At 42.8% G+C, this 20803-nt stretch carries 18 protein-coding genes and 1 other annotated feature; of the genes, 15 read left to right on the forward strand and 3 right to left on the reverse strand.

What is annotated here, in order from left to right; all coding sequences use genetic code 11:
• Window positions 1-2: 2 nt before the first annotated feature.
• From VK080_RS00700 to yajC, 4 genes are read left to right on the forward strand one after another with little or no spacing between them, the layout of a single operon-like run.
• The gene (locus VK080_RS00700; RefSeq protein ID WP_324222947.1) at window positions 3-194 is read left to right on the forward strand and encodes a DUF2905 domain-containing protein; all 192 of its coding nucleotides are present in this window, start codon (window positions 3-5) and stop codon (window positions 192-194) included.
• Between the two features lie 19 nt (window positions 195-213).
• A complete protein-coding gene (queA, locus tag VK080_RS00705; protein WP_324222880.1) occupies window positions 214-1242 on the forward strand; it encodes a tRNA preQ1(34) S-adenosylmethionine ribosyltransferase-isomerase QueA in 1029 nt (342 codons plus the stop codon).
• Window positions 1243-1257: 15 nt separating this feature from the next.
• Entirely contained in the window at window positions 1258-2397 is a 1140-nt protein-coding gene (gene tgt, locus VK080_RS00710) for a tRNA guanosine(34) transglycosylase Tgt (protein ID WP_324222881.1), read from the forward strand.
• 18 nt (window positions 2398-2415) lie between these two features.
• Entirely contained in the window at window positions 2416-2685 is a 270-nt protein-coding gene (gene yajC, locus VK080_RS00715; RefSeq protein ID WP_324222882.1) for a preprotein translocase subunit YajC, read from the forward strand.
• A gap of 76 nt (window positions 2686-2761) precedes the next feature.
• Here yajC and VK080_RS00720 read toward each other — a convergent pair whose 3' ends face one another.
• Window positions 2762-3139: a TIGR04086 family membrane protein gene (locus VK080_RS00720; RefSeq protein WP_324222883.1), complete on the reverse strand. Its 378-nt coding sequence runs from the start codon at window positions 3137-3139 to the stop codon at window positions 2762-2764.
• A 146-nt stretch (window positions 3140-3285) separates the two neighbouring features.
• Between VK080_RS00720 and VK080_RS00725 the strand changes: the two genes are divergently transcribed.
• Window positions 3286-4578, forward strand: coding sequence for an ArsB/NhaD family transporter (locus tag VK080_RS00725; RefSeq protein ID WP_324222884.1), 1293 nt, complete (start codon window positions 3286-3288; stop codon window positions 4576-4578).
• 539 nt (window positions 4579-5117) lie between these two features.
• Here VK080_RS00725 and spoVB read toward each other — a convergent pair.
• Window positions 5118-6671, reverse strand: coding sequence for a stage V sporulation protein B (gene spoVB / locus VK080_RS00730; protein ID WP_324222885.1), 1554 nt, complete (start codon window positions 6669-6671; stop codon window positions 5118-5120).
• Window positions 6672-6795: 124 nt separating this feature from the next.
• On the opposite strand from spoVB, the gene VK080_RS00735 reads away from it, so the two are divergent.
• The 7 genes from VK080_RS00735 to dtd all read left to right on the forward strand — a co-directional run bounded on the left by VK080_RS00735 (window position 6796) and on the right by dtd (window position 15893).
• A complete protein-coding gene (locus tag VK080_RS00735) occupies window positions 6796-7092 on the forward strand; it encodes a post-transcriptional regulator (protein ID WP_324222886.1) in 297 nt (98 codons plus the stop codon).
• A gap of 48 nt (window positions 7093-7140) precedes the next feature.
• Window positions 7141-9417 carry a protein translocase subunit SecDF gene (gene secDF, locus VK080_RS00740; RefSeq protein WP_324222887.1) on the forward strand — a complete coding sequence of 759 codons (2277 nt, stop codon included), beginning with the start codon at window positions 7141-7143 and terminating at the stop codon, window positions 9415-9417.
• A gap of 103 nt (window positions 9418-9520) precedes the next feature.
• The gene (locus VK080_RS00745; protein ID WP_324222888.1) at window positions 9521-9832 is read left to right on the forward strand and encodes a LapA family protein; all 312 of its coding nucleotides are present in this window, start codon (window positions 9521-9523) and stop codon (window positions 9830-9832) included.
• Window positions 9833-10135: 303 nt separating this feature from the next.
• Complete coding sequence (gene recJ / locus VK080_RS00750) at window positions 10136-12463, forward strand: single-stranded-DNA-specific exonuclease RecJ (protein ID WP_324222889.1); 2328 nt, start codon at window positions 10136-10138, stop codon at window positions 12461-12463.
• On the forward strand, window positions 12453-12965 hold the full coding sequence (locus VK080_RS00755) for an adenine phosphoribosyltransferase (RefSeq protein WP_324222890.1): 513 nt from the start codon (window positions 12453-12455) through the stop codon (window positions 12963-12965). Before recJ ends, VK080_RS00755 begins: the two co-directional genes overlap by 11 nt.
• A gap of 256 nt (window positions 12966-13221) precedes the next feature.
• Entirely contained in the window at window positions 13222-15423 is a 2202-nt protein-coding gene (locus VK080_RS00760; protein ID WP_324222948.1) for a bifunctional (p)ppGpp synthetase/guanosine-3',5'-bis(diphosphate) 3'-pyrophosphohydrolase, read from the forward strand.
• A gap of 23 nt (window positions 15424-15446) precedes the next feature.
• The gene (gene dtd, locus VK080_RS00765; protein WP_324222891.1) at window positions 15447-15893 is read left to right on the forward strand and encodes a D-aminoacyl-tRNA deacylase; all 447 of its coding nucleotides are present in this window, start codon (window positions 15447-15449) and stop codon (window positions 15891-15893) included.
• Window positions 15894-15919: 26 nt separating this feature from the next.
• Here the strand turns inward: dtd and VK080_RS00770 are convergent, their stop codons facing one another.
• Window positions 15920-16966, reverse strand: coding sequence for an N-acetylmuramoyl-L-alanine amidase (locus VK080_RS00770; RefSeq protein ID WP_324222892.1), 1047 nt, complete (start codon window positions 16964-16966; stop codon window positions 15920-15922).
• A 92-nt stretch (window positions 16967-17058) separates the two neighbouring features.
• Between VK080_RS00770 and VK080_RS00775 the strand changes: the two genes are divergently transcribed.
• From VK080_RS00775 to aspS, 3 genes are all read left to right on the forward strand, one after another.
• A complete protein-coding gene (locus tag VK080_RS00775) occupies window positions 17059-17232 on the forward strand; it encodes a sigma factor-like helix-turn-helix DNA-binding protein (protein ID WP_324222893.1) in 174 nt (57 codons plus the stop codon).
• A gap of 49 nt (window positions 17233-17281) precedes the next feature.
• Window positions 17282-17503, forward strand: a binding site (T-box leader).
• A 132-nt stretch (window positions 17504-17635) separates the two neighbouring features.
• Window positions 17636-18925: a histidine--tRNA ligase gene (gene hisS, locus VK080_RS00780; RefSeq protein ID WP_324222894.1), complete on the forward strand. Its 1290-nt coding sequence runs from the start codon at window positions 17636-17638 to the stop codon at window positions 18923-18925.
• Complete coding sequence (gene aspS / locus VK080_RS00785) at window positions 18918-20684, forward strand: aspartate--tRNA ligase (RefSeq protein WP_324222895.1); 1767 nt, start codon at window positions 18918-18920, stop codon at window positions 20682-20684. The genes hisS and aspS overlap by 8 nt, the downstream gene beginning before the upstream one ends.
• Window positions 20685-20803: the final 119 nt, after the last annotated feature.

Consider the following 20803-nt stretch of genomic DNA (forward strand, 5'->3'; position numbering starts at 1 on the left):
ATATGGGTAAAATGTTTATTGTCCTCGGCGTTATGTTTGTGGTGATTGGCATCATTTGGTCATTTATAGGTAAGCTGCCAGGGGATATCACAATAAAACGTGACAATTTCACATTTCATTTCCCGATTATGACATCAATTGTCGTCAGCATTATTTTAACGCTTATCTTTTTCATAATCGGCAAATTTCGCTAGACAGGGTTAGGGGATCGTCATGAATATAGAAGATTTTGATTTTGAACTGCCGGATGAGCTGATTGCACAGACGCCATTGGAAAATCGTGCTGCATCCCGGCTGCTTGTGTTGCATCGTGACACAAACGAAGTGGAGCATAAACAATTTACAGATATCAAAAACTACCTGAGAAAAGGCGATTGCCTCGTCTTGAATGACACGCTTGTTTTGCCTGCCAGATTATATGGCATCAAACAGGAAACTGGGGCAAAAGTGGAAGTGCTGCTGCTGCACCAGCAGGAAAAAGACACATGGGAAGTCCTCGTGAAACCGGCTAAAAAAATTAAAATCGGAACCGTCATTGTCTTTGGTGATGGAAAAATCCGTGCAACATGCATTGGACTCAAAGAACATGGCGGCCGAATTTTAGAACTTGAGTATGAAGGCATTTTCTATAAAATACTTGATGAGCTTGGTGAAATGCCGCTGCCGCCTTATATAAAGAAACAACTGCCTGAGAAAGAACGCTATCAAACTGTATATGCAAGTGAAGAGGGATCAGCCGCTGCCCCGACGGCAGGATTGCATTTTACGAATTTACTTCTTGATGAGATTCGGGATATGGGCGTAACCATTGAATTTATCACTTTGCATGTGGGTCTGGGGACATTCAGGCCGGTTAGTGTTAATAAGATTGAGGACCACAAAATGCATGCTGAGTTTTATCAAATGTCCCAGGAAACAGCTGACACACTTTCATCGGTTAGAAACAATGGCGGCCGGATAATTACGGTTGGTACAACGTCGACGCGCACACTGGAGACAATCGTCAGGGATAATGATGGCAAATTCGTGAAATCAAGCGGCTGGACGGACATTTTCATTTATCCACCTTATGAATTTCAGGCAATTGATGGGCTGATTACCAATTTTCATCTGCCCAAATCGACGCTGATTATGATGGTAAGTGCATTTGCTGGCAGGGAAAGCATTATCGAAGCGTATCATGAAGCCATTCAGGAACAATATCGGTTTTTCAGTTTTGGCGATGCGATGTTAATTTTATAATAAAGGACGAATGACATGACAGCAGTTACGTACGAACATATTAAAACATGCAAACAGACAGGTGCCCGTCTCGGAAAAGTTCATACACCGCATGGATCGTTTGACACACCGGCGTTTATGCCTGTTGGGACATTGGCAACGGTTAAAACGATGAGTCCGGAAGAATTGAAAGACATGAATGCCAATATCATTCTGTCCAACACATACCATTTATGGCTGCGACCTGGTGAAGACATTATTAAGGAAGCTGGGGGCCTTCATCAGTTCATGAACTGGGATGGATCGATTTTGACCGATTCGGGCGGATTCCAGGTTTTCAGTTTGAGTGATATGCGGGATATTAAGGAAGAAGGTGTTCATTTCCGTAATCATTTAAGCGGGGAGAAGCTGTTTCTTTCACCAGAGAAAGCCATGGCCATTCAAAACGCCCTCGGCTCGGATATTATGATGGCATTTGATGAATGCCCGCCGTATCCGGCTTCACATGATTATATGAAGGCTTCGGTTGAGCGGACATCACGATGGGCTGAACGTTGTTTAAACGCACATGCCCGGTCATCCGAACAGGGCTTATTCGGCATTGTTCAAGGTGGAGAATATGAAGACCTGCGTAAACAAAGTGCAGAAGATTTAGTTTCGCTGGATTTTCCGGGATATGCAGTTGGAGGGCTGTCTGTTGGCGAACCGAAAGATGTCATGAACCGGATGCTGGAATTCACAACGCCACTGCTGCCTCCCGATAAACCACGTTACTTGATGGGTGTAGGGTCACCGGATTCATTGATAGATGGTGCCATTCGTGGTATCGACATGTTTGATTGTGTCCTGCCGACACGTATTGCCCGAAACGGGACATGCATGACATCAAAGGGAAGATTGGTCGTCCGCAACGCCAAATATAAGCGCGATTTCAGTCCAATCGATGAACATTGTGACTGTCATGTATGCAGAAATTATTCCCGGGCCTATATCCGGCATCTGGTAAAATGCAATGAGACGTTCGGGTTCAGGCTTACGACTTATCATAATTTATATTTTCTGTTAAACTTAATGGAGCAAGTACGTGATTCAATAGCTGAGGATCGACTTGGCGATTTCAGGGAAGCATTCTTTGAGCAATATGGTTTTAATGATGAGAATGCGAAGAACTTTTAATAAAGGAGGGACATGTAAGTGAACACGTTCATTTCGTTACTACCGATTATTTTAATGTTTGTCATTTTTTATTTCCTGCTTATCCGCCCGCAGCAAAAACGGCAAAAGCAGGTGAGACAAATGCAGGCAGACTTGCAAAAGGGTGACAAAGTGGTGACGATCGGTGGATTTCATGCTGAGATTCATGCACTTGATGAGGATACAGTCGTGTTACAATCAGGCGACGGCCCGCGATTGACATATGACCGTACAGCCATCAGGGAAGTTAAAAATGATAATGCACAATAACTCTTTATGATTTTCTACATAAAGGAAAAATAAGAAAAGAAGTCAGTTCATTACGGACTGACTTCTTTCTTTTTGACTAACTTTCTGATTTAATTACATTTACGCCGATAGCGCCGCCAAGGAGTGCTGCCAGGATAAATCCTGCATGATGGAGCGATTGTTCCAGTGAGAATCCCTGCTGATAACCCAGGTACTGCACAAGGAATGTAAAAAGTGTAAAACCTGCCCCTGTAGCGGCTCCAATAACCCATCCCTTTTCTTTGCCTTTAACACCAGCAACAATTCCGCCGATAAATAAACTGATTAATCCGACTGCCAACGTAATCCATGATAGGGTCGTTTCATCCATTGCAGTGAATTGGAGCAGGAACGCGAGAATGATACTTGTCAGTAACAGAAGTCCGAGGGTTATGATCCATCCATACAGCAGGGCAACAAATTGCTGTTTTCGCACGCTGCTTCAGCCTCCCTCCAAATGATTGTCCATGTATGATTATCATATTCGTCCAATCAGAAAAATAGACTGAAAATATTTTGTGTTCTGCGGCATATATTTGTAAGAAAGAACAAGCTATTAATGACACAGAAAGAGGATGATATATGGACGTTATATTGGCGGGCGTCATTTTTGCTGCCAGTTATGTTTTTATTATGACAGAAAAGCTAAACAGGGCTGTTGTCGCAATGGCAGGCGGAACATTGCTGTTATTGACTGGAATCTACAGCCTTAATGATATGTTTACAACCTATATTGATTGGAATACGATTGCATTACTGTTCTCAATGATGGTGCTTATTTCTATTACCGAGAAGACAGGGCTTTTCTCGTTTATTGCCGTCCGGTTCGCTCAGAAGGTAAGAGGATTGCCAGTTCCGCTTTTGATCGGTGTGAGCATATTGACTGCCATTGGTTCGGCGTTATTGGATAATGTGACGACTGTACTCATATTAGTTCCGATTATCCTGAAAATGACAAAACAGTTAGGACTGCCAGTGTTCCCGTATTTGCTTATTGTTATTTTCAGTTCAAATATCGGTGGGACGGCAACGCTCATTGGGGATCCGCCAAATATCATGATCGGACAGGCTGTTGACGATCTGACATTCCTGTCGTTTGTCAATCATCTGGCACCGGTCGCTGTTATAATGTTTTTGCTTATGCTGATCGTGGCAGTGCCTTTGTTTAGGCGGTCACTAAAATTTGAAAATGATCATACAGAAGCGTTGATGAAAGAAGATGCTTCTGCCTATCTTATCCGTTCTCCAATGTTATATCAGTCAATTGCCGTACTGTCTATGACGCTGACGGGTTTTTTGCTGCATTCATTCCTGCATATTGATCTGACGGTTATCGCATTAAGCGGAGCGGTTTTGCTGCTGCTTTTAACGGAGAAGGAGCTGACTGCGGAACACGTTTTCTCCCGGGTGGAATGGGTGACACTCTTTTTCTTTATCGGCCTATTTGCACTGGTGGGCGGACTTGAATCGGCCGGCATTATTGATGAACTGGCGAGAGCCATTATACTTTGGACGGATGGTGATTTTGCTGCAACGGCCATTTTAATCTTATGGGTGTCCGGATTGTTTTCGGGTGTTGTCGATAACATCCCGTTTGTGGCAGCAATGATTCCAGTTGTTGAAGAATTTAAGGGTTATGGCATGGTCTATTTGGATCCAATATGGTGGTCTCTCGCACTTGGTGCTTGTTTGGGTGGAAATGCAACACTTATTGGGGCCTCAGCTAATGTGGTTGTAGCAGGTCTTGCTGAAGGTGCGAATCAAAAGCTGTCATTTATCCGGTTTATGCTTTATGGACTTCCCTTTGTTATTTTATCGCTCATGGTTTCAACGGTTTATATTTACGTTCGATATCTGATTCCATATATGTCTTAGGCTTTTACTAGCTATATAAATTTTCACCTTGGTCTTAGCTTCATGGTCATGTGCATTCAGGTTTCCTTAAAGTATCACCTGAAAATTCCAGTCGGTAGCACAAGGGTTAATTTAACGTAGGAAAAGCAAAGGTGAGGAAACAGTATTTTTTCACACATACCTGAATTTAAGTTGAAGTGTAAATCCCGTTCCGAAAGTGGACAAAACGTCGGAGAGAAGGTCTCTCTCGTCCGAAATGGATACCAAAAACGAGTGAAACGTCAGAGAGAAGGCCTCTCTCGTCCGAAATGGATACCAAAAACGAGTGAAACGTCGGAGAGAAGGCCTCTCTTGGCCGAAGTGAGCCCCGAAAGTTAGCGAAACGTCAGAAAAACTCTCGCGTCCAAAAGGTCGAAGTTTATTCAGTGGAAGTATCAATCGTTGTACTCCGGAGTCTTACCTATCCTTTTCTTTTTCGTATATTTTATTGTTAAAGCTGCTTACTGCTCTTCCGTAGAATTGATCATTTTAGTTATACCCAACGTCGCTTTTAAGTTATATCATGAAATCCATTTTTGCAGGATTGGAATTTGTCTGAGCTCTTCTTTTGTAAGGAATCTTAAAATAAAGAGCAGAACGATATAAATTAGCAGCAGCATGACAAGCACCAATAGGAATATAAACAAATTTGACTCAACTCCTGTAAACAAATCCTGCAAAAACCTTCCGGCGAGCCACGTCAGAAAAACCAGCAGTCCCATTTTCAGTAAATCCCTGCCTGCAATCATAAATCCGATTTCCTTGTAAAGGCTTGCCAGGTGCAATAGTGTGACGAGGATAACGCCGACAGACATGGCAATGGCGACTCCATTTATTCCAAAATCAGGATTTGATGCCAGTAAAAACAGGACAGTCAGTTTAATGGCTGCTCCGATTAAACTGTTCCACATGGCCGGTCTTGCCAGATCAAGTGCCTGTAATGCTGCCTGTAACGGTGACTGAATATAAAGGAGGATGAAAAATGGCGCCATTAGCACTAAAAAATGACTTGCATTGGCTGTCCCATACATGTAAGTTAATATTGGTGATGCAAATAAAGTAAGTACAACAGTAGCAATACCTCCCGACGCAAATGAAATCCTGATTGATTGATGGATCCGGTAATGAATAAGCTGGTTATTTTCATGTGCATCAGCTTCGGATACAGAAGGCACTAAAGCAATTGACAGCGAATTGGTGATAAAAGTGGGCAAAAAAAGCAATGGTAATACATAACCCGTCAATTCTCCATATTGCTTAGTTGCCAGTGAACTGGATATACCGGCAATGGCCAGACTTTGGGCAACAAGAATTGGTTCGAGAAAGTGAGATATGTTGCCGATCAATCGACTGCCGGTACTGGGCAGTGAAATGGAAAACAGTTCCGTTAAAGTATTTTTGCTTGACTTGATATAGTGAAAGAACCGGTGTCGGACTTGTACAATTTTTTGGCGTTTGAAGACGCCGGCCAGATATAACATGGAGGCCAGTTCGCCGAGTATAACACTGAACATGGCACCTGCTGCAGCAAACTCAACACCATAAGGCAGAAGTAATTTTATAAAAAATGCCACACAGGTGATCCTGACAAGTTGTTCAATCACCAGAGCATAACTTTGCGGCTTCATGTTCTGCAGACCTTGAAAATAGCCTTTTAGAACAGAAGAAATAGCGATAATCGGTACAATTGGGCTAATGGCAATTAAAGGGTATAATGTCCTTTCATCTGTCAGTAAAGTTGTTGCAATGAATGGTGCCAGCACGATCATGCCTATTGTAAAAATTATACTTGATATACCGGTTATGAGCAGTGATATGACAAGAATCCGCTTGATTTTGGCTTTATCATGTTTGGCTTCCGCTTCGGATACCCGTTTGGATATGGCCACAGGAAGCCCAAGCTGGGTGAGCGTGATGACCAGGAAAAGTGTCGGGAGTGCCATCATGTATAATCCGACACCTTCTTCACCCATAACCCTGGCTACGACCAGCCGGTTAATAAAGCCTAGAAGCCTTGTAATCATGCCTGCCATAATCAGGATAATTGTCCCCTGCAGAAATGTTTGTTTGGTCAATATGGCCGACCTACCTTCTCAAAAATTAAAATTTCAGATACAATGATATATATGCAAATAAGTGGTCCAAGCATGACAAGCTTAACGCTATAAGTTGATAAGGGTACGAAGGGTGGCCTAAGACATGCACAAACCAGTCGAGGAATGGAAGTCGGAAATAGGGCCGGCATTGAAAAGCAAGGTAACTGAATTGGGTTTAATGGGTTATAATCAGGCAACAAGTGAAGATATTTGGAACTGTCTGGTCGAAAAAGTTTGGAAAGGCAATCCTTCCAAACGTCTATATGAAGTGGTTCAGGATATATTTCATTTATCCTCCAATATCTATATGAGTTATTTAACGGTCAATGCCCATCAGGATGAAAATTTAGCGGCATCCATTGCAGCGCTGACTGAAAATGATCAGACAGAAACGAATTAATGGATACATAATGAACACCCGTATGAATTAAGGGAGGCAAAACGACAGATGAAAACAAGAGGCAGAATTGTTGCCTTTTTTCTGATCGTACTTGTATTGGCAGGAACGATTGGTTCAACGGTGACAGGCATTGCGAAAGATATTAATTTAGGTCTTGATCTTCAGGGCGGTTTTGAAATTTTGTACGAAGTGGAACCTGTTGAGGAAGATCAGGAGACTGACAGAGACTTGCTCGAAAATACTGTTAGAATTCTTAATGAACGTGTCGACAGGTTAGGTATTAGTGAGGCAAATATCGATATTGAAGGCGATAACCGGATAAGGGTACAGCTCGCCGGGGTTGAAAATCAGGAAGAGGCTCGCGAACTATTGTCCACTTCAGCACGTTTGTCTTTCAGGAATGTGGAAGATGAGAAGCTGATGGATGGTACTGATTTGGTGGAAGGAGGCGCCAGCCAGGATTTTTCGCAGCAAACAAACGAACCTATTGTTACACTGCAATTAAAGGATGCTTCTAAATTTCGTGACATAACAAGTGAATTATCGTCCAAATATGATGCGGCAGCCCCTTTTCCACAGCGGGAAGACTTATTAGTCATTTGGATGGATTATCAGGATGGCGATTCATTTGATGAAGAAGTTCAGAAAGAAGATCCGAAGTATGTTTCTGCTGCCGGGGTACAACAAACCTTAAACACAACCAATGTGATGATAGAAGGTAACTTTACGGTCGAATCGGCTCAGCGACTAGCCGATATCATTAATGCCGGATCACTGCCGGTCAACATGACAGAGATTTATTCAAACACGGTTGGTGCCCAATTCGGTGAACAGGCATTGGATAAAACTGTTTTCGCCGGGTTTATCGGCATCGGTCTTGTATTTCTATTTATGATGGCTGTATACCGCTTTCCGGGTATTATTGCGGCAATCAATTTAAGTGTTTATATCTTTTTGGTTCTGTTAGTGTTTAATCTGATGAACGGTGTCCTGACGCTGCAAGGGATAGCGGCACTGATTCTCGGTGTCGGCATGGCAGTAGATGCCAATGTCATCACTTTCGAACGAATCAAGGAAGAACTGAGGCAAGGTAAATCGGTGCTGGCATCGTTTAAAGCCGGGTCCAAAAACTCGCTTCGTGCCATAGTCGATGCGAATATTACGACATTGCTTGCGGCAGCTGTGTTATTTATTTTCGGTACCAGCTCTGTTAAAGGATTTGCGACCATGTTGATTCTAAGTATCGTTGTCAGTTTTCTGACAGCTGTTTATGGAACGAGGTTGCTCATGAGCTTATGGGTGAAAAGCAAATTACTTAAAAATCGGCCGGGCTGGTTTGGTGTGAAACAAAAGGATATTAAAGATATTGCTGACTCAACAGAGTATGAACCGAAAGTATTCAACCGGGAACTGAATGTTGTCCAGCATCGCAAAAAATTCTTTGTAGCTTCGGCGGTTATGGTTATTCTCGGAGCCCTTTCACTGGGACTCTTTCAGCTGAACCCCGGCATTGATTTCACCAGCGGATCACGAATCCAGCTGGCAGCAGAAGACAGCCTGAGTACTAAAGAAATCGAAAGCGGTCTGGAGGAATTGGACTTGCAGGCCGAGTCAGTTGTCCTGACCGGTGATAATAACGAGGGAGCGATTCTCCGGTATGACCGGGTGATTGATGAAGATCGGATTTCCGAGATTCAAACCTATTTCGGGGAAAACTTCAATGCGGAAACAAGTGTCAGTGTTGTCTCGCCGATTGTCGGGGAGGAGCTGGTGAAAAATGCTCTTTATGCAGTGGCAATCGCTTCAATCGGCATGATTATCTATGTCACAATAAGGTTTGAACTGTTTTTTGGGGTTACAGCCATCATTGCGCTGCTCCATGACGCCTTTTTCATATTGGCGATATTCAGTCTGGCGCAGATTGAATTTGATGTGACCATTGTGGCCGCAATACTCACGATTATCGGATATTCCATTAACGACACCATTGTGACGTTTGACCGTATACGAGAAAACCTCAGGAAAAAGAAACGGGTCAAATCGTTTAAAGAACTTGCCAAAATTGTCAATCGAAGTCTTGTGCAGACGATGACACGCAGTATCAATACCACCGTCACAACAATGCTTGCCGTTCTGGCGTTCCTGTTCCTTGGTGCCCAGTCGATTACCGGATTTGCAATCGCTTTGGCTGTAGGGCTCCTGGCAGGTACGTATTCCTCCTTATTCCTTGCGTCACAGCTGTGGCTCGTCTGGCGCGGGAAAAATATCAAGAAAAAACCGGTTAGTTTTGTCAAAAAGAAACGAACAGAAGGTCCGCAAGTGTGATGATAGAGACCCCTGAAGCCAGCATTGGCATCAGGGGTCTATGGTTATTTCATGGTGATAACGGGTAATTAGATAATAAACCCATTTACAAAGGAGAATCAATTTGAGAGGACAGACCTATGTAATTCTTGCCATTATTTTTGTGTTAATTGTCGCAGTCTTTGCCGTGATAAATGTCGATCCGGTTGAAGTTAATTATTTATTTGGCAGTGGCGAAGCACCATTAATACTGGTCGTTCTGTTTTCCGTATTAATGGGCGGAATCATCACTGCAGCGGTTGGCCTGGTGAAAATGATCCAATTGCAGCGTGAACGGAACACATATATTACTGAAAATAAACAGTTAAAAGAAACTCTAAAAAAGCATGATCTACTTGAGGAAACGGATGTTAAAGGAAGCGGTTCCGATAAATAGTATGAGTAAAATGTTTACGGGAAGGTAGGCAAAAATAGGAATATTCTGATATCGTGGTACCGTGGCGGAATCCCAATATCAGAGAAGGTTAAGTCTTTATTTCTTTAGCATTAAACAACAAAGGAACTCTCACCTTTGATAAACTAGAATTGTCAGAGACTAGAAAGGTGGAGTTCCTATGCATCATGATAACAACAATTGGATTCTTTAAAAAGAAATTGAGCAACAACTGTTTCACGATAAATAAACCCGATTGCTCACCGTGGCTATCTCTTGTATACTAGATTAGTCAGGAGTGAGTTTATGTTAGAGAGTAAAATGAAATGGAAGTTTGCGGACAGTCAGAGCCATCTATCACATTTGGATTCAAATAGATTCTCTCCGCTTATCAAAGAATTGTTATCACAGCGGGGGATTACATCACATGAAGAAGCTGAAGCGTTTGTATCTCCTGATTTAGCACAGCTATATGATGTACAGTTTTTGTCAGATATTGATAAAGCAGCAGAGCGGGTACATAAAGGCATCACTGCTGATGAAAAAATTCTGGTATATGGGGATTATGATGCTGATGGTGTCAGCTCAACGGCTATTATGATCAAAACACTGCAGGAACTTGGTGCGGTATGTGATTACTATATCCCCAATCGTTTTACGGAAGGTTATGGCCCAAATGAGGAAGCATTCAAAGCGGCACATGAAAATGGCTATGAATTAATTATAACCGTGGATACCGGAATTGCCGCCGTACATGAAGCATCGATTGCCAAACAGCTCGGAATGGATCTGATTATTACCGATCACCACGAGCCACAGGAAGAGCTCCCGGATGCTTATGCCATTATTCATCCGAAATGTTCTCCTGACTATGGTTTTAAGGATCTTGCGGGGGCGGCCGTCGCATTTAAGTTTGCTGAAAGACTGCTTGGGTATTTTCCAAAGCATCTGCTTGATTTAGCAGCAATTGGGACGATTGCGGACCTTGTCCCACTGATCAGTGAAAACCGCGTCATTGCCTATTACGGGTTAAAAACATTATCCAATTCTGATAAACCGGGACTAGTTGCATTAAAAAAAGTTTGTGGTATAAACGGAGAGGTAACTGAAGAGGATATCGGATTTTCGATCGGCCCCAGGCTGAACGCTGTTGGAAGATTACAAGACGCTGATCTGGCAGTTCAGTTGCTGCTGACCGACGTACAGGATGAAGCCGATCAAATGGCAGAGAGCATCCAATCAATCAACGAGGAACGGCAAAAGATAGTCAGCGACATTGTTAAAGAAGCTGAAGAAATAACAGGACCGGTTGACAATCAGGGTGTCATTGTTGTGGCCAAAGAAGGTTGGAATCAGGGTGTATTGGGTATTGTAGCCTCAAACCTTGTCCGGAAATATGACCGCCCGGCAATTGTTCTGTCCATTTTGCCGGAAGATGGCATCATGAAGGGATCTGCCAGAAGTATACCCGCCTTTGACTTATTTGCAAACTGTATGAAAATAAGGGATATCTTCACACACTTTGGCGGTCATGCACAAGCCGCAGGGATGACGCTCCCATTGGATAACCTCCAATCGTTAAAAACAGAACTGAATGATTTAATCCATCAAGAACTGACAGCAGAAGATTTTACCCAGGAAATTGAGGTTGTCAAGACAATCGGTTTACCGGAAATCAATGAAGAGCTGGTGGAGGAAATAAGTCAGCTGGCTCCGTTTGGCATGGCCAATCCCAAGCCTGTTTTTCATGTGAAGGAAGTGCCTGAAGATATAAGGCAGATCGGCCATAATAAAAAACATTTAAAAATGCAGTTCCGCCACCAGGATAAGATTCTGGAGGGCATTGGGTTCGGTTTTGGGGATTTATATGATCATTTGTCATCAAAGACACCCATATCGATTGTCGGTGAGCTTGGCATTAATGAATGGAACGGCTTTCGCAAAGTACAGATTATTATGCAGGATATGAAGATTGATGAGAGGCAATTGTTTGATCATCGCGGCAAGCTTGAATTTGATATAACGCCTTATGTTCAGGATCATATTGATTGTGCAGCTGTCTATCAGTCATTGCCGGATGAGAATGCTTATCCTGATAATGTCCTATGTGTGACATATGATACGGATATAAGCGTTTTAAGGGAAGTCAATACACTATTTCTATTCGATATGCCGACGGATTTGGAAACATTTAAATGGTTGCTTGAGAGATTCAATCCTGCCAATATCCATGCATGTTTCTCGCTTCAGGACAGTGCGTTCATGAATGTTTTTCCAGCGAGGGAAGATTTCAAATGGTTGTATGCACTTCTTCATAAGCGGAAACAAATTGATATAAACAGGGAATTACCTATGATCATGGATGCAAAGGCATGGACCAAAGAGCGTATTAAATTTATGGCAAACGTGTTTTTTGATCTTGATTTTGTTAAAATAGAGAATGATTTTATTAAAATCAATCCAAATCCCGTAAAAAAAGACCTGACGGAATCTGCAGTCTATCAGGATCGACTGAATAAGGCCGAAATTGAAAAAATATTATATTATTCGACATATGATGAACTGAGATCGTGGCTGTCTGAATGTATAAAAGACAGGGGAACGCCCAAGGAGGAACTCGTTTATGGACTATAAAAAACATATACAGATTGTTGAAGATTGGCCAAAGGAAGGCGTACAATTCAAAGATATTACCCCGCTGATGGATAATGGGAAAGTATTTAAATCAGCAGTGGATGAAATTGTGGCATTTGCTCGGCAAAAAAATATTGATCTCGTAGTCGGTCCTGAGGCTAGAGGATTCATTATCGGCTGCCCTGTTTCTTATGCGCTGGAAGTGGGCTTTGCACCAGTCAGGAAAGAAGGTAAACTGCCGCGTGAAGTGATAAAAGTTGATTATGGGCTGGAATACGGTAAGAATGTCTTGACGATTCATCAAGACGCGATCAAGCCCGGACAGCGTGTTCTGATCACAGATGATTTGCTTGCAACAGGCGGCACGATCGAAGCTACGATCAAATTGGTTGAAGAACTGGGTGGAATTGTCGTTGGATGTGCTTTTCTGGTTGAACTTTCCTATTTAAATGGAATGGAAAAATTGGAAGGATACGATGTACTGGCGCTGACGAGCTATTAGCGTTCAGTATGATTTTTTAGGGTCTGATCGAATCATTCATCAGGCCTGTTCTTATTGATTTGAAATTCTGAAAAATCCGGGAGCGGACCGGTGAACGGTTTTCCCTTTACATTTCAGCAAAAATTTTTAATACTATAAACAATGGGATAAACCTGCAGCAAATATTATCTAACTTACAGGCTGGAAAACTGTGCTGGCAGACGGAGCGGCCAATCCGGCTGACCAAAGCATTGTTAAAGTGAATTCAGGTGATTTTATGGCTAAAGAAGAAATATTAACAATCGAAGAAGTGATTAATAAAGCCCGGGAGTACCTTTCAAAAGAGGATGCTGTTTTTCTTCGCCGTGCATATGAATTTGCCGAAGATGCACATAAAAGCCAATTCCGTAAATCAGGCGAGCCTTATATCGTTCATCCGGTTCAGGTCGCCGGAATTCTGGTAGGTCTTGAAATGGATCCGGTGACGATTGCCGGCGGTTTTTTGCATGATGTGGTTGAAGATACGCATATGACATTGGACGATTTGGAGGAATCGTTTGACCATGAACTAGCCATGCTGGTCGATGGTGTCACCAAACTCGGCAAAATTAAATATAAATCAAAGGAAGCCATCCAGGCGGAGAACCACCGCAAAATGTTCGTTGCGATGGCAAAGGATATCCGGGTTATTCTGATAAAACTTGCCGACCGTCTGCATAATATGCGGACGTTGAAACACTTGCCGCCGAATAAGCAGCGCAGGATTTCCAATGAGACATTGGAAATCTTTGCGCCTTTAGCCCACCGTCTTGGGATATCGACGATAAAATGGGAACTGGAAGATACGGCATTGCGCTATCTTAACCCTCAGCAGTATTACCGGATCGTTCAGCTGATGAAACAAAAACGTGAAGAACGGGAAACCTATATCGATGAGGTAATCGTGGAACTGGAACATCAGTTGAATGATGTCAATATTGAGTCGGATATTTCAGGAAGGCCAAAACATTTATACAGTATTTACCGGAAAATGGTCAAGCAAAATAAACAGTTTAATGAAATTTATGACCTGCTGGCTGTAAGGATTATTGTCAACAGTATTAAGGACTGCTATGCCGTATTGGGTATCATTCACACGTGCTGGAAACCGATGCCGGGCAGGTTTAAGGATTATATTGCCATGCCCAAGCCCAACCTTTATCAGTCATTGCATACGACAGTAATTGGACCAAAAGGTGATCCGCTTGAAGTGCAGATACGCACAAAAGAGATGCATGAAATTGCTGAGTATGGTATCGCTGCACATTGGGCTTATAAAGAAGGCAAGCAATTATCTAAAGATAATCAATCGTTTGAGAAAAAATTAACCTGGTTTAAGGAAATTCTGGACTGGCAAAGCGAAACACATGACGCGGAAGAATTCATGGAAACATTAAAAGTTGACCTGTTTTCCGATATGGTTTATGTATTCACGCCAAAAGGTGATGTTATTGAGTTGCCATCCGGCTCGGTTCCGCTTGATTTTGCCTATCGGATTCATACAGAAGTCGGTAATAAGACAATTGGTGCCAAAGTAAACGGAAAAATGGAGCCACTCGATTATCAACTGAAAAATGGGGATATTGTGGAGGTCATGACCTCCAAACACTCGTATGGCCCTTCCCAGGACTGGTTGGCAATCACCCAGACGTCACAGGCAAAAAGTAAGATCAAACAATTTTTTAAAAAACAGCGCCGTGAAGAAAATATCAGTAAAGGCAAGGAAGCAGTTGAAAAAGAAATCCGTTCACTCGGTATCGAACCGAAAGAAGTACTGACCCAGGACAATTTAAAACGTGTGTTTGAAAAATTTAATTTTTCCACTGAGGACGATATGTATGCCGCAGTAGGCTATCAGGGGATTACACCTGCATTGATCGCGACACGTCTGACAGATAAATTACGCCAGGAAAAACAAAAAGAACAAAACCTTGAAGAAACGATCGAAGAAGTCAAAACTGATAAAATCACCAAAAAGGTGCAAAAACGGGATTCGGGTGTCAAAGTGGAAGGTGTTGACAACTTACTGGTGCGCCTGGCCAAATGCTGTAATCCAGTGCCCGGTGACACGATAGTAGGATATATCACGAAAGGCAGGGGCGTGTCTGTACACCGGGCGGATTGTCCGAATATCCAGACTGAAGAAGCCAAACAGCGCCGTCTTCATGTTGAATGGGAAAACCAAGACACCGATAAGAAACAGTACCATGTTGACCTGGAAATATCAGGGTTTGATCGCCGAGGGTTAGTGAATGAAGTTTTACAGGCGGTAAATGAAACGAAGACAAATATTACGTATGTTAACGGCCGCTCCGATCGAAACCGTATGGCTGTGATTCACATAACGATACTGATTCATAATACAGGGCATTTAAAACGGATTGTTGATCGGATTAAACAAATAAAAGACGTTTACACAGTAACACGCACAGTTCAATAGTGAACGGAAGGGGACTTGAGACAATGAAGGCAGTTATTCAACGAGCGTCAAACGCAAGCGTGACAGTGAACGGAGCAGAGTCAGGGAGCATCGATCACGGTTTGGTTGTCTTGCTCGGTGTCACGCATGATGATACACCAGAAGACGCCGATTATCTGGTCAATAAGCTCGTGAATCTGCGGATTTTTGATGACCAGGACGGTAAAATGAATCGTTCGTTAAAGGACGTTTCAGGACAGGTTCTGTCAATCTCACAATTTACACTGTATGCTGATACACGTAAAGGCAGGCGGCCAAATTATCTGAATGCTGCCAAACCTGAACAGGCAAATGACCTTTATCAATATGTTAACCAGCAGATTGAACAGCAAGGTGTTCAGGTGGAGACAGGCGAATTCGGCGAAATGATGCAAGTACAGCTGACAAATTCAGGGCCGGTGACAATTATCCTGGATACGGATGATAAATAGCGGTAGAATGGTTCACCATACTACCGCTATTTAAAGTATTGGGTAAGACCGGCAACAATCCCTGATACTAACTGTTTTTGATAGCTGTTTGTCTGAAGAAGCTGTTCCTTTTCATGGTTGGAAATGAATCCGAGTTCAACGAGAATGGCGGGATGATCATTTTGCCTGAGGACTTGATAATCTCCTTTAAATACGTCACGGTCATTTGCGCCGGTTTTCCTGATCAGGCCTTCCTGAACAAGCCGGGCCAATTCTTCACCCCGCTTGTGATAATAATAAGTACCGATTCCATTTACATCGGGTGCTTGTGGAAAACTGTTGTAATGGATACTGATAAAAGCATTGGTTTCTGCTAAATTGGATAGGCTCGTCCTGCTGCTGAGAAAAACAAATTGATCCGCTTCCCGCGTTAAAACAACCCGGGCACCAAGAATGGCCATTTCTTTTTTGAGTTCCTGCATCGTTTGATAAGTGAAATCTTTTTCATATGTCCCGCTTGCTCCGATTGCACCCACATCACGACCGCCATGTCCAGCATCGATAACGATAGTTTTATCTTCCAGACCTGACGATGTTGGAGCATGACGGTCGACAAAATCCTTTAAAACATATCCGGACATCTCCTCATTTGCAATTTCATACCAGTTGTCTTCTGCCGACGTTACATTAAATTCATCACCTTTTTTGGCATAACCGGTAATGTCATATGACGTTGAAGGGCCTTCCCGCAAATGGGTATTGTCATACTGGATGGTAATACTGCTGCTGGCAGAATCAGTAGTTCTATCACGCTTTGTTGAATCCTCACTTAATTCGGAATGAATGTTAACAAATTCGCCCGTCACCCATCCGCTGCCATTGTTTAATTTTATTTCCAGCCAACCATCTTTCCTGCTGATTATTTGCAGCATTTCACCCGTATGTACCTGGCCGGTCGGCTGATAATCAGTCCCCGGTCCTGACCGGATAGTCAAGTCATCTGTGGTTACAACGGCTTTGTCAGCTTGTACAACAGGTGTGAAAGCCAAGCATAGAATAAACAAAAGCATTCCGGCTAATTTTTTAAAGGTCACATCATTTCCTCCTGAACACGCTTCATTATCCTGATTGTAATAAAAAGTTTAAAAATAGGCAAAAATAGAGTCTGTGAAGGAGGAATACGCTAATGCGTATGAATGAAAAACAGTGGCATACGAATGTCAATAAAGCATTTTATGGAGCAGACTTTCACCGCTTCGCAGAGATGGAAGACCAGTTTAATCATATGGAAATAGCAGAAGAATTGGGAATTTCACTTGGTGAGGTTAAAAGACTGAAGAAAAAAATCATCCGTACTTGACATTATAATGATGAAACCTTATTATAGTACTCATTCAATACGATAATTAAACGAACCAGTGAGGGAAAGAGTAATCAGATCGCTTGTGCAAAGAGAGAAAATGTCATCGGCTGAAAACATTTTCGCATTGAGCCCTGATGAACGACATTCCTTAGGTTCTATATCGAATCATCGTGAGTAGGTATAGACGTTTTGCAGGCGTTAACTGTGAAGAGCGGATGTTGAAAAACATCAAGCAGGGTGGCAACGCGGGTAAACTCTCGTCCCTTATCAGCAGGGGATGGGAGTTTTTTATCGTCAAATGATTAGCGACTGTAGCCCGCGTATAGTGCGCATCTGGAGCTAAAATCCACATTCAAGTTTAACAAGGCCATTATTTTTAAATGCTATAGGGGGTATTGATATGAATATGAAAGCTCCACGCGGAACGATTGATATTTTGCCTGAAGAAGCAGCAAAGTGGCAATTTGTTGAGGAAAATATAAAAGACATTTGCGAAAGATATCATTTCGAGGAAATCCGCACACCTTTATTTGAACATACAGAGCTTTTTCAGCGCGGGGTGGGTGATTCGACCGATATTGTTCAAAAAGAGATGTATACGTTTGAAGATAAAGGCGGCAGGAGTCTGACATTGCGCCCGGAAGGCACCGCACCGGTCGTTCGCTCATTTGTTGAACATAAAATGCATGGCAATCCGAGTCAGCCGGTCAAACTTTATTATTTTGCCCAAATGTTCCGTTATGAACGTCCGCAAAAAGGGAGAATGCGGCAGCTGAATCAATTCGGTGTTGAGGTAATGGGTAGTGCAGACCCGGCAGTGGATGCAGAGGTCATCGATCTGGCCATGACCTGTTACCGTGAACTTGGGTTGAAGTCGCTGAAACTGGTGATTAATTCGCTGGGGGATAAGGAAAGCCGGGAGAGACACCGTCAGGCATTGGTCGATCATTTTACACCACATAAGGAAGAATTATGCAGTGACTGTCAAACACGGCTTATCCAAAATCCATTACGTATTTTGGACTGCAAAACGGATAAAGATCATCCGGCCATGAAGAGCGCACCATCCGTTCTCGACTATTTGAATGACGCGTCAATGGCGTATTTCGAAAAAGTCAAACATTATTTGACGCTTATGGGAATTGATTATGAAGTAGATCCGAACCTGGTGCGTGGTCTTGATTATTACAATCACACGGCCTTTGAAATCATGAGTGAAGCAGATGGATTCGGAGCGATCACGACACTTGCCGGCGGCGGCAGATATAATGGACTTGTTGAGGAATTGGGCGGACCTGAGACACCAGGGATCGGTTTTGGAATGGGGCTTGAACGTCTGTTAATGGCATTGGAAGCTGAAAATATTGATATTCCGGCAAGTGACGATTTGGATTGTTTTCTTGTGGCTGTTGGTGATGAAGCCGAAAAAGCGTCTGTTCAGATTCTCCATGATTTACGCAAAAATGGTATCCAGATTGACCGGGACTACCAGGGACGGAAAATAAAAGCACAATTTAAAGCGGCAGATCGTTATCGTGCCAAATATGTCCTCGTTCTTGGCGAAGATGAACTCAAGCAGGGTACCGTTAATGTAAAAGAAATGGCGACTGGTGATCAGGAAGAAGTATCGTTGGCTCAGTTAACCGAATTTTTGAGTGGAAAACTGTCAGGAGGAAATCGTAATGCGTGAACGAATATTAGCCGGTACATTAAGTGAAAATGATGTTGATCAATCAGTATTGCTGAAAGGCTGGGTCCAAAAACACCGTGATTTGGGTGGACTTATTTTCATCGATCTGCGTGACAAATCCGGTCTTGTGCAGGTCGTATTCAATCCGGATTATTCGAAAACAGCCCTGAAAACGGCTGAAACAGTCAGAACCGAATATGTCCTGGAAGTAAGGGGCAAAGTGGTCAAGCGTGACGAGGGAACGATTAATCCGGCAATGGAAACCGGCCGGATTGAAGTGCTTGCTTCAGACCTCACAATTTTGAATAAGGCTAAAACGCCACCTTTTCTGATCCAGGAAGAAACAGATGTTGCCGAGGACTTACGCTTAAAATATCGTTATATCGATTTGCGCAGAAGTACACTGCAGGAAACGTTCAAAATGCGTCATCAAACTACACAGGCGATACGCAACTTTTTAAATGATGACGGCTTCCTCGAAATGGAGACACCGATTTTAACGAAAAGTACGCCTGAGGGTGCTAGAGACTATCTTGTGCCGAGCCGGGTCCATCAAGGTCAATTTTATGCATTGCCTCAGTCTCCTCAGTTGTTTAAACAGCTGATCATGATGAGTGGTTTTGAAAAATACTATCAAATCGCCCGCTGTTTCCGGGATGAAGATTTACGTGCAGATCGACAGCCGGAATTTACCCAGGTTGATATCGAAACATCATTCCTGACCGGTGATGAGATAATGGACATGACTGAAAACATGATGAAACATGTTTTGAAAGAGGTTAAGCATATAGATATGACACTGCCGCTGCCACGGATGTCTTACAATGAAGCAATGGCGCGGTTTGGATCTGACAAACCTGATACAAGATTCGGTATGGAATTGATCCATGTATCGGATATTATGGAAAATTCGTCGTTTAAAGTTTTTCAGAGTGCCATCGAATCAGGGGGAAAAGTCTGCCTGTTGAATGTGAAGGGACAGGCTTCCAATTATTCCCGAAAAGCTATTGATAAACTAACTGATTTTGTGAAAGTTTATGGCGCTAAAGGTCTGGCATGGCTTAAAGTTGACGACGGTGAATTGACTGGACCGATCGCAAAATTCCTGTCTGCTGATGAGAAAAACGGGCTGATTGAGCGATCAGCTGCCGAGGATGGCGACTTGCTTTTATTCTGTGCCGATAAAACAGCCATTGTGTATGACAGTTTAGGTGCATTAAGGCTGAAACTTGGAAAGGAATTGAACTTGATTGATGAGGGTAAGTTTAATTTTCTTTGGGTGACCGATTGGCCATTACTGGAGTACGATGAAGACCTCGGGCGATATTTTGCTGCCCACCATCCTTTTACAATGCCGGTTGAAGAAGACTTTGACAAGCTGGATAATGATCCAGGGAATGTCCGGGCCAATGCATATGATCTTGTCTTGAACGGCTATGAACTTGGCGGTGGATCACTGCGTATTCATAAGAAAGATCAGCAGATGAAAATGTTTGATGTATTGGGTTTCACGATGGAAGAAGCCAATGAACAGTTTGGGTTTTTACTCGAGGCACTGGAATATGGTGCACCTCCACACGGCGGGATTGCGCTGGGGCTGGACAGGATTGTCATGCTATTAGCAGGAAGGTCAAACCTGAGGGACACCATCCTGTTTCCGAAAACAGCGTCGGCATCTGATTTGCTGACAGATGCACCAAGTGATGTCAGCCAAACACAGCTTGACGAATTGTCTATTCAAATCAGTGATGACATATGAGCAAAATGAAAAAATGTTGTTAATTTGTAATCTCTATCATGAATATTTTATATGACAGATGATTGATTATAAAGCAGCTGTATGATAAAATAAACTCACAGTTAAGTTACATGCTGCAT

Origin of the sequence: Lentibacillus sp., assembly GCF_035301925.1 — a bacterium.
Taxonomy (GTDB): domain Bacteria; phylum Bacillota; class Bacilli; order Bacillales; family Amphibacillaceae; genus Lentibacillus.